We start from the raw sequence: 9,187 nt of genomic DNA on the forward strand, positions 1-9,187 counted from the left end.
ATCCACTGGGAGTACGCGCGCATTTTCCGTGAGGCAACGAACCACCCTTTCGCGCGCATTTCTGGCGAGTCAACGCGGACTCAACTCACACCGAATCGCGGCGACACAGGCTGACACGACAACGCCGACCATCCGTACAAGGATGAACCGGTGCGGATGCTTTTCGTGTGTGCGAGCTTCGCCGCCGTCGTTGGCGCCGCCACGCCCGCGGCGGCCGATCCGGCCGGCAACCCCGATGCGAACTTCTTGGCGGCGCTCAATCAGGCCGGCGTTCCCTACCAGAGCGGTGCTGTGGCCATTCGGGTCGGCAAGAAGGCCTGCGAACTGATGGACCAGGGTCACTCCGAAGCCGACGTCATCCAGAGTGTGTCGGCGGAGAACGCGGGATTCACGGTGTCGGACGCGACCAGCTTCACGACCAGTGCGGTGAATGTCTACTGCCCCCAACACCTCGGCGAACCGACCACGGAGCCACCGAAACCGCCGCCCGATATCTGGATGATTCCCTTCATTCCTCTGCCGCCGCTAGGGGCGGGTTAGGGAGAAACCTGCCGGCGCTGGCATGCCCGGGCCGTGCCCACCAAGATGGACGTGATGTGGTCTGACTGGTGGATGATTCCGATCGGCATCCTGAGTGCGTTCGCGGTGATCTGGCTGATTCTCGCGGTCACCTTCTGGCTGCTGAGGCCCAAGGCCAACATGCAGGACCTGGTACGCCTGCTGCCCGACGTGCTTCGGCTGCTGAAACGCCTCGCCGCCGATCCCGAACTGCCGCGGCGGATCCGGATTGCGTTGGTCGCGCTGATCGCCTTTGTCGTGTCGCCCATCGACCTGATACCCGACGCCATCCCGGTCATCGGATTCGCGGACGACGTGGTCATCGTCGGCCTGGTGTTGCGCTGGGTCAGCCGTACGGCGGGGCCCGATGCGCTCGCCAAGCACTGGCCCGGCACACCCGAAGGCCTGGCCACCCTGTGTTGGCTTTGCGGGCTGCCCGATCCCGCGCTGGAGTGACCCTGCGCTTGACGACGGCCATGTGAGGAGCATGCGGTTATGGATCTACTTCGGCGCACCATGCGATACCAAGTCAGGATCGGCGCACTGATCGAACTGGCGTTGTGGCTGGCGATCCCATATTTGTGTATCGGGTTCGTGTGGACTCTTTTTCACGCTGAAGAGGCTCGACAGATTCAGGCCCGGGTAGAAACCGTGTTCCCCGCGGGAGCCGACGCGGTGGCCTTCGGCTTGACCACAGCATTGTGGCCGGCCTCCATCCAAATCGCCCACGCGTGCCCGGCCCCCTGACCGGCTCTTGGCGCGAAGCCATGCGCAAGAGTGGGGTTTGCTCCTAGGCTGCCGAGCATGTCAATCGACCGAGCGGCACTTCTCGCGGGCAGCATCCGACTCACCTCCGGCGTCTGGTTTCTCGTCGACCCCTTGAGCGCGAACCGGTTCTGGGGGGATCCGGGCGAGCCGACGCCGACGGCGCGACTGTTGTTGCGGTCCATGGGATATCGCGACGCGTTGATCGGTGGGATGCTCGCGACGGCGGCGCTGCGCCGCAAGAACACCCGTGGCTGGTTCCTGGCGTCCGGCGGCGCCGACGCGGCCGACCTGCTCGGCGGCATCAGCGTCCATGACCAGCTGAAGCCCTCGCAGCGGATCATCGGGCTGGGCGGCGCCGTCGTGGGGATCGGCGTGGGGCTCTGGGGCGCGGCGCGTCGGACGACAAGCGGTCGCCAGGGCGAGCCAGATGCGGTTGACTGAGCACCATGGGCTTAGGCGTACTGACATTCGTAACCGATGAGGGCATCGGCCCGGTGGAGCTGGGGCAGGCGCTCGAGCAGCGTGGATTCGAGTCGCTGTTCCTCGCCGAGCACACACACATCCCGGCGGGCGACGTCACCCCCTATCCGGCCGGCGGTCCCATCCCGCCGAAGTACTACCGCACCCTGGATCCGTTTGTGGCGTTGACCGCCGCGGCCGCGGTCACCGAACGGCTTGTCCTCGGCACCGGCATCGCGCTGGTGCCCCAGCGCGATCCGATTCACACGGCCAAAGAAGTGGCGTCGCTGGATCTGGTGTCGCGGGGACGATTTCAGTTTGGCGTGGGCGTCGGCTGGCTGCGCGAGGAAATAGCCAACCACGGAGTGGACCCGTCGGTTCGGGGACGAGTGGTTGACGAGCGACTGGACGCGATGATCGAGATCTGGACGCACGAAAAGGCCGAATTCCATGGCGAATTCGTAAATTTCGGCCCCATCTACAGTTGGCCCAAGCCGGTGCAGAAGCCCTATCCGCCGCTGTACTTGGGCGGCGGACCCGCGGGATTCAAACGCATCGCCCGGCTGCATGCCGGCTGGTTGTCGATGACACCATCGGCGGAGGTCTTGGCGCCGCAATTGGAGCAACTGCGCGACCTGGCCGGCCCGGACGTACCGGTGATCAGCTTCCATGGCGGCGCGCCGACGGCCGAAGAGCTCGAGGGCTACCGCGCTCTCGGGTTGCAGCACCTGCTGGTGGAACTGCCCACCGAGCCTCGCGATGAGACCCTTCGGCGTCTCGACGAGCTGCAGGCCGAGTCGGCTAATCTAACGTAAAGCTAAGTGCCGCAGAAGGTTTGATACTTGCCGAAGTCCTCCGGCGCTGGACTGGCGTAGCGTTCCAGGCCCGGCTTTTCGTCGTAGGGCGAGGTCACTGCGGCAAGGAGTTGTTCGAGGGGACCGAGATCGCCCGCCGTCGCGGCCGCCAGGGCTTCCTCGACCAGGTGGTTGCGCGGAATGTAGACCGGGTTGGTCCGGTCCATGATGTCCGCGTCCGGGCGCAGCGCCTGCCAGCGCGACAACCACGCGTCGAACCCGGCGAGGTCGATGAACAAGCCGCGCGCGGGTTCGGCATCGCCTCGCGCCGCGCGGCTGAGGTGGCGGAAAAACGAGGTGTAGTCGACGTGGCTGTCCTTCAGCAGGGCGAGCAACTCGTCGACCAGCGCCGCGGAGTCTTGTACTTCGGCGTCGGATAAACCTAGTTTGGCGCGCATCCCGGACGACCACACGGCGTCGTACTCGCGCCGGAAAACTCCGAACGAGTTCTCCGCCAGCGCGACCGCCTCCTCGACATCGTCGGAGAGCAGGGGAAGCAGTGTCTCGGCGAAACGGGCGAGATTCCAGCCGGCGACGACGGGCTGGTTGCCGTACGCGTAGCGCCCCCAGAAGTCGATCGAACTGAAGACCGTGTCGGCGTCGTAGGCCTCCATGAAGGCGCACGGTCCGTAGTCGATCGTCTCGCCGGAGATCGTCATGTTGTCGGTGTTCATCACCCCATGGACGAATCCGATCAGCATCCAGCGCGCGATGAGCGATGCCTGGACGGCGACCACCCCTTCGAACAACGCGAGGTAGGGACGTTCGGCCTCCACGGCGCTGGGATGGTGGCGGGCTATCGCGTGGTCCGCGAGGCGCCGCAGCAGGCCGGCGTCGCCGGCGGACGCGGCGAACTGGAAGCTGCCTACCCGCAGGTGGCTGCTGGCCACGCGGGCCAGCACGGCCCCGGGCAGTTCCGCCTCGCGCAACACCGGGCGGCCGGTACCCACGACGGCCAACGATCGCGTCGTCGGCACCCCGAGGGCGTGCATGGCCTCGCTGACGATGTACTCGCGCAGCATCGGCCCCACCGCCGCCAGACCGTCGCCGCCCCGCGCGAACGGCGTCGGCCCGGATCCTTTCAAGTGGATGTCGCGCAGCCGCCCGTCGTCGTCGACGAGCTCGCCAAGCAGCAGTGCGCGTCCGTCGCCCAACCGGGGGACGAAGCCACCGAACTGATGCCCGGCGTAAGCCTGGGCCACCGGAACGGCGGTGCTGGGAACCAGATCGCCCACCAAGAAACGCAGTCCGTCGGGACTGCGCAGCCAGGCGGCGTCCACCCCGAGTTCCTCCGCAAGCCGCTCGTTGAGCGCAAGCAACCGCAGGTCGGCCGGCGCCTCTGCTTGCCAGCGGACGGCCATCTCCGGCAACTCACGGAAGAACCGGTCTTGTAGAGCAACGGTCATATCCGGGGCGACACTCACCTCAACGAGCCTACGGCGAAACTACGAGCCGAGGGCCTGCCCGATGAGGTCGCGGGCGCGGTCGAGCATCGACGCGAACGGTCCGAGAGCAAAGTTCAGCTTCGCCGATTCGACTCCGGGATGCGGGTGGGTCGGCGCGATGGCCTCGGCCGCCCGCACCGCCGCACCCATCCGCTTGAGGTCAGCATCATCGACTTCCCGCTGCAGCACGGGGAATTCTTCGCTTTCCTCCTGCTTGGCGTGGTCGAGCACGGCTTCCCGCAGCTTGGTGACCTCGTCGATGAACTCCTTCGAGGTGATATCGAGCTTCTCGATGCGCGACAGCAGCTCCTTGGCCTCGTGCTCCTCCTTGAGGCGGGCGTCGACGATGGCGTCGCCGGCATGGGCCTCGCGGCGCACGCGCGGGTGCACCACCATTTCTTCGGCTGTCTCGTGCACGGCGAGCAGTTGACGCAGCGTTGCGAACGGCTTCTCCCGCGCCTGGGGATCCGACGCATACAGCACCTCATCGAACAGGTCCTCGATGACGTTGTGCTGCGCTTTCAGGAATGCGACGACCTCGTCGGGCGATTGGACAATCATGTCGGCCATCGCCGTACCTCCAGTGTTCTCGGGGAATTGGGACTCGCACTGTGGGCTGTGTGCGGCTTGGCTAGGCATACCCGCTGGATAAGCCCCTAAACGATGCCCCCGCGCCACCACGGCAGCGCGAGGTGAGGCCGTTCTGAAGGTGTTGGCAGACAACAACTTCCGTGCCTGTTGAGCAGGCCGAACGCCGGTTCCGCAAAGCGAGATGGGTCACACGGCGAAGGTCGATGTTATCTGCGGGCGGGTGAATGGGTAGCCGCTAAGAGGCGCTTTCATGCCGATCCAAACAATCAACGCAGGAGGGCGAATTTTCGATGACTTCATGGGACAAGACGACGGTGCTGGCGCAGTTGCGTGCGCTTCACCAGCTGACTAACACGGAGATCCAGGTTGCCGAGACCCGCATCGCGCAGGCGCGTACCGAGGCGGTTGAGCGTGAGCTGAGGCAGAACGCGTCGAATGCGCGTGATCGATCCGAGGCCATAGAGAAGGCGATCCGCGAGCTTGGCGGATTTCCCGACATCGTCGGGCCCTTCCTGGGTCGGGCTGCCGCGGCGGTCAAGGCCCTGACCGAGCAGGCCCAACCGTTCGACGAGGCGCTTCTGGGCGACCTTGCGCTGGAGGATCAACTGCTGGACCGGGCCCGCTACCTCAAAGCCCTGGCCGTCGCGGGCGATCTTCCCGATGTCGAGAGCCTCGCGACGCGGCTGATCACTGCTCACTCGGCGACCGTCGATTGGCTGACGACCGTGCTCGCCGAGGATGCGCTTGGCGGCCCGGCCGCGCTGCGCCGCACGCCACTGCAGGCCGCGGCCGGTACCGCGGTGAAACTGGTGAACCTGCCGGTTGAGTGGTCGGTCCGTGGGGTCGACAGGGCCGCGGACGCACTGCGCTCCGCCCGGCCGACGTTCAACGAGTTGGTGAGCCGGAGCGCGCACGCCGGCGACGTCGCCACCCGGGCGCTCGCCGCGTCGCGGAACGCCGCTCTCGAGGCGGCCGAGAAGGTCACCCGCAACGAGGGGGCCCGGCACACCGCCGACGCCCTGCACGCGGCCCGCGCCGCTGTGGGAGTCCTCGACGCCGATGAGCTGCCCATTGCCAACTACGACGAGCTCAACGTCACCGAGGCGGCCGCCGAGGTGAAGGAACTCACCAATCCGAGCGACGTGCGGGCGATCATTGCCTACGAAGAGGCGAACAAGAACCGCCAGCGGGTCGTGTCGGCCGCCCAAACGCGCGTCGCCGCGATCGCGCAGGAGGTCGTGGGCATCAACTAGCCGACCGGCGGATTCTAAAGGCAAGGCCGCCCGGGCAAGGGTTCTCACCCGCCCGGGCGGCCAAGCCTATTGAGGCGAGGATTCAACAGCGCAGCGCGTCTCGCGTTGCGTGGCGCGGGCGGGCCTGTCGGTCGGCTGCGCGCCCGTTTTTCGCTTTCTCAGGGCCATGCCCCACCGCCCGTTTCGGGATATCGCTACGGTTAAGGAGCTAGCCCGACGATTGACAACCACGAAAAGACGAGATGTACGACCAGATCAACAGCAGCGCGACGGACCCCGACGAGATCGGCTATCGCATCGACCCGGTTCTGGCCCGAAGTTGGCTACTGGTCAACGGTGCGCACGCCGACCGGTTCCAGTCCGCGGCACACTCCCGGGCCGACATCGTCGTCCTCGACATCGAGGACGCCGTAGCGCCCAAAGACAAGCACACCGCCCGCGACAACGTGGTGAGTTGGCTGGGCGCCGGCAACACCGACTGGGTCCGCGTCAATGGCTTCGGCACGCCATGGTGGGCAGACGACCTCACCGCGCTGGCCGGCACGCCGGTCGGCGGGGTGATGCTGGCGATGGTCGAATCTGTGGACCACGTCACCGAGACCGCGCAACGGCTGCCGAACGTGCCGATCGTGGCGCTGGTCGAAACGGCGCGCGGCCTGGAGCGCATCACCGAAATAGCCGCGGCGAAAGGCACCTTCCGGCTCGCCTTCGGCATCGGCGATTTCCGCCGCGACACCGGCTTCGGGGAAGACCCGAGCACGCTGGCCTACGCCCGGTCGCGCTTCACGATCGCCGCCAAGGCGGCCAGCCTGCCCAGCGCGATCGACGGACCCACGATCGGCTCCAACCCTTTGAAGCTGATCGAAGCTACGGCCGTCTCCGTGGAATTCGGGATGACGGGCAAAATCTGCCTGACCCCGGACCAATGCGCCGTGGTGAACGAGGGCCTGTCGCCGTCGCAGGACGAAATCTCTTGGGCCAAGGAATTCTTCGCCGAGTTCGAGCGTGACGGGGGAGAGATTCGTAACGGCTCCGACCTGCCGCGCATCGCGCGGGCCACCAAGATCCTCGAGCTGGCTCGTGCCTACGAAATCGAGTCGTCGGACTACGACGACGAAGAACGGGAGCACTCGCCCGCGCCGTCGGATACCTATCACTACTGAGTGGTGGAATGGGGCCGAGATGAGCGTTGTGGTGGATTTTCATTTCGACCCGATGTGCCCGTTCGCCTACCAGACCTCGTTGTGGATCCGCGACGTTCGCGAGCAACTTGGCATCACCGTCGATTGGCGATTCTTCAGCCTCGAAGAGATCAACCGGTCAGAGGGCCAGAAGCACCCGTGGGAGCGGCAGTGGTCCTATGGATGGTCTTTGATGCGTATCGGAGCGCTACTGCGCCGAACGGACATGTCGCTGCTGGATCGGTGGTACGCCGCCATCGGGCATGAGTTGCACACGCTGGGCGGCAAACCGCACGACCCGGAGGTTGCCCGCCGCTTGCTCAGCGATATCGGCGTCGAGGCGTCGGTTTTCGACGCCGCGCTGGACGATCCGACCACCCACGACGAGATACGCGACGACCATCAACGGGTGATCGATGCCGGCGGCTACGGGGTGCCGACGCTGTTCCTGTTGGGGCAGTGCCTGTTTGGGCCGGTACTCGTGGATCCGCCGACCGGTCCCAAGGCCCTCACGCTGTGGAATGTCGTCGCCGGTATGGCCGAGCTGCCCCACGTGTACGAGCTGCAGCGGCCCAAGTCACCCGCCGATGTCGAGCTCATCGGCCGAAGCCTGCGTCCCTACCTCGACGGGCGCGATTGGGTCAGCATCAATCGCGGAGAGGTCATCGATGTCTCGCGCTTCACCGGCCAGGGAACCTAGGCCGCGTGTCGCGCGAGTGAGACCCCGATTCGGATTTCCACCTTGCTGACCGTGATCGCCGGCGCGCGCGGCGGTGCCGTCGATCGGTAGCTCTTGCCCGTCGGGGTCGTGAATAGTGCTGTGTGGGTGTGCTTTTCGTCGACGGCGGTGCTTACCCGCCAGCCCGCGCCTTCCTTGACGTAGTTGCAGCTCTCGCACAGACCCAGGCCGTTGTCCGCGGTGGTCGGGCCGCCGTCGGCCCACGGTTGTGCGTGGTCGCGGTGCCTGATCGGCGCGTCACAGTAGGGAGTGCGGCAGCGTTGATCGCGTAGTCCGATGAATGCGGCCAGCCCGCGCGGAAAAATGCGAGCTCGTGACTCCATGGCCACCAGCGCCCCGGCCCGCGGATGCGCATAGAGCCTGCGCAGGGTCGCACGCGAGCGCCGGTCGGTGACAGCGCTGATGACCATCGCGCGCGCGACCGCGGCGGGAATGGGACCGTAGCCACCGAGGTCGGCCGGCGCATCGTCACCGCCGAGCAGCGTCTCGTCGGAGAGCACCAGGTTGACCGCGATCGGAGTCGGGACGGTGGCGCCGCGGCCGGTGACTCGTTCGACCAAGGTGTCGGCCATCATCTGCCCGCGTGAGCGCCCGTCGCCGCGGGCGTCCGCTTCGCGGCGCAGCGCCGCGTACACCGAAACACCTTGAGCTACGGGCAGTAACGCAGTGAGATACGTCATCGTGTCGGGCGCTGGCCGAATGGTGACCGTGCGTTCCGTCTCGGCCTTGGCCACCCGCTCGACGACGGCGTGTGGATCCAGCCGGTAAGCAACCGCCTTCGCGGCCGCGGCTACTCGCGCGTCGCCCATTCCGTTCAGGCTCGCCGGGTCGGCGCACAGCTCCGCGTCCAACGCGCGGCGGTCCTCGACCTCCAGGCAGGCGCTCTCGCGCACGATCAGCGTCGCGCGCCACTCCGACAGCACCCCACATTCCAGCGCCGCCAACGTGTGCGGCATCTCGTGTACGAGGGCTTTGGCGAAGCCCAGATGCCGGCCACCCCGGGCGGGTGCATCGCGCCGCGCCAGCGCGACCTCGTTGGCCACACCGCGTCCTCGTCGTGCAGCGGGCACCCCGGCGGCTGCTTCGGTGGCTCGGCGTGCCGCTTCCAGTGCGACGGCCGCTCGGGCCTGGCCTGCGGCGGCCGCACATTTGACCGTCTCCAGCTCGGCGATGCGCTCGATCAGGGCTGATTCGTCGGCTGCCGGGTCAACGGTTGCCAATTCTTCGAACATACATACTGCTTATCTGCTTAAGTGGACTAACGGCCTAGAATTCTCCAAATATGTTGCTAGGCAAGGCTTCTAAAGCAAATTCTTCGTCCAGTTCTTCGTCACGGAGG

General features: G+C 66.4%; 11 protein-coding genes. 8 read left to right on the forward strand and 3 right to left on the reverse strand.

The genetic code is table 11. The annotated features are described in order from the left end of the window. Window positions 1–156 precede the first annotated feature (156 nt). The 5 genes from AWC17_RS19160 to AWC17_RS19180 are packed head-to-tail and all read left to right on the forward strand — an operon-like array spanning window position 157 to window position 2,600. A complete protein-coding gene (locus AWC17_RS19160; RefSeq protein ID WP_046186323.1) occupies window positions 157–540 on the forward strand; it encodes a DUF732 domain-containing protein in 384 nt (127 codons plus the stop codon). A 33-nt stretch (window positions 541–573) separates the two neighbouring features. Beyond that, a complete protein-coding gene (locus AWC17_RS19165; protein WP_308292929.1) occupies window positions 574–1,014 on the forward strand; it encodes a YkvA family protein in 441 nt (146 codons plus the stop codon). A 39-nt stretch (window positions 1,015–1,053) separates the two neighbouring features. After that, window positions 1,054–1,305 (forward strand): hypothetical protein, encoded by a 252-nt coding sequence (locus AWC17_RS19170; protein WP_046186322.1) that lies wholly within the window; start codon window positions 1,054–1,056, stop codon window positions 1,303–1,305. 57 nt (window positions 1,306–1,362) lie between these two features. Beyond that, complete coding sequence (locus AWC17_RS19175) at window positions 1,363–1,767, forward strand: DUF4267 domain-containing protein (RefSeq protein WP_046186321.1); 405 nt, start codon at window positions 1,363–1,365, stop codon at window positions 1,765–1,767. Between the two features lie 5 nt (window positions 1,768–1,772). Continuing rightward, window positions 1,773–2,600, forward strand: a complete 828-nt coding sequence (locus AWC17_RS19180) for an LLM class F420-dependent oxidoreductase (protein ID WP_046186320.1) — start codon at window positions 1,773–1,775, stop codon at window positions 2,598–2,600. Window positions 2,601–2,602: 2 nt separating this feature from the next. Here the strand turns inward: AWC17_RS19180 and AWC17_RS19185 are convergent, their stop codons facing one another. Continuing rightward, a complete protein-coding gene (locus AWC17_RS19185; protein WP_197083498.1) occupies window positions 2,603–4,045 on the reverse strand; it encodes a protein adenylyltransferase SelO in 1,443 nt (480 codons plus the stop codon). 39 nt (window positions 4,046–4,084) lie between these two features. Next, window positions 4,085–4,654 carry a hemerythrin domain-containing protein gene (locus AWC17_RS19190; protein WP_046186318.1) on the reverse strand — a complete coding sequence of 190 codons (570 nt, stop codon included), beginning with the start codon at window positions 4,652–4,654 and terminating at the stop codon, window positions 4,085–4,087. A gap of 311 nt (window positions 4,655–4,965) precedes the next feature. On the opposite strand from AWC17_RS19190, the gene AWC17_RS19195 reads away from it, so the two are divergent. From AWC17_RS19195 to AWC17_RS19205, 3 genes are all read left to right on the forward strand, one after another. Beyond that, complete coding sequence (locus AWC17_RS19195; RefSeq protein ID WP_046186317.1) at window positions 4,966–5,928, forward strand: hypothetical protein; 963 nt, start codon at window positions 4,966–4,968, stop codon at window positions 5,926–5,928. A 242-nt stretch (window positions 5,929–6,170) separates the two neighbouring features. Beyond that, window positions 6,171–7,091 (forward strand): HpcH/HpaI aldolase/citrate lyase family protein, encoded by a 921-nt coding sequence (locus AWC17_RS19200; protein ID WP_046186948.1) that lies wholly within the window; start codon window positions 6,171–6,173, stop codon window positions 7,089–7,091. Window positions 7,092–7,110: 19 nt separating this feature from the next. After that, entirely contained in the window at window positions 7,111–7,809 is a 699-nt protein-coding gene (locus tag AWC17_RS19205) for a mycothiol-dependent nitroreductase Rv2466c family protein (RefSeq protein WP_046186949.1), read from the forward strand. Here the strand turns inward: AWC17_RS19205 and AWC17_RS19210 are convergent. Then, entirely contained in the window at window positions 7,806–9,080 is a 1,275-nt protein-coding gene (locus AWC17_RS19210; RefSeq protein WP_046186950.1) for an HNH endonuclease, read from the reverse strand. The genes AWC17_RS19205 and AWC17_RS19210 overlap by 4 nt on opposite strands. Window positions 9,081–9,187 lie beyond the last annotated feature (107 nt).

The organism is Mycobacterium nebraskense, from assembly GCF_002102255.1.
Taxonomy (GTDB): domain Bacteria; phylum Actinomycetota; class Actinomycetes; order Mycobacteriales; family Mycobacteriaceae; genus Mycobacterium; species Mycobacterium nebraskense.

Bases quoted from the DNA above. Each gene is read 5' to 3' on its own strand.
- AWC17_RS19180 (WP_046186320.1), top strand. From the start codon at position 1,773: ATGGGCTTAGGCGTACTGACATTCGTAACCGATGAGGGCATCGGCCCG.
- AWC17_RS19205 (WP_046186949.1), top strand. From the start codon at position 7,111: ATGAGCGTTGTGGTGGATTTTCATTTCGACCCGATGTGCCCGTTCGCC.
- AWC17_RS19200 (WP_046186948.1), top strand. From the start codon at position 6,171: ATGTACGACCAGATCAACAGCAGCGCGACGGACCCCGACGAGATCGGC.
- AWC17_RS19195 (WP_046186317.1), top strand. From the start codon at position 4,966: ATGACTTCATGGGACAAGACGACGGTGCTGGCGCAGTTGCGTGCGCTT.
- AWC17_RS19175 (WP_046186321.1), top strand. From the start codon at position 1,363: ATGTCAATCGACCGAGCGGCACTTCTCGCGGGCAGCATCCGACTCACC.
- AWC17_RS19210 (WP_046186950.1), bottom strand. From the start codon at position 9,080: ATGTTCGAAGAATTGGCAACCGTTGACCCGGCAGCCGACGAATCAGCC.
- AWC17_RS19170 (WP_046186322.1), top strand. From the start codon at position 1,054: ATGGATCTACTTCGGCGCACCATGCGATACCAAGTCAGGATCGGCGCA.
- AWC17_RS19190 (WP_046186318.1), bottom strand. From the start codon at position 4,654: ATGGCCGACATGATTGTCCAATCGCCCGACGAGGTCGTCGCATTCCTG.
- AWC17_RS19160 (WP_046186323.1), top strand. From the start codon at position 157: ATGCTTTTCGTGTGTGCGAGCTTCGCCGCCGTCGTTGGCGCCGCCACG.
- AWC17_RS19185 (WP_197083498.1), bottom strand. From the start codon at position 4,045: ATGACCGTTGCTCTACAAGACCGGTTCTTCCGTGAGTTGCCGGAGATG.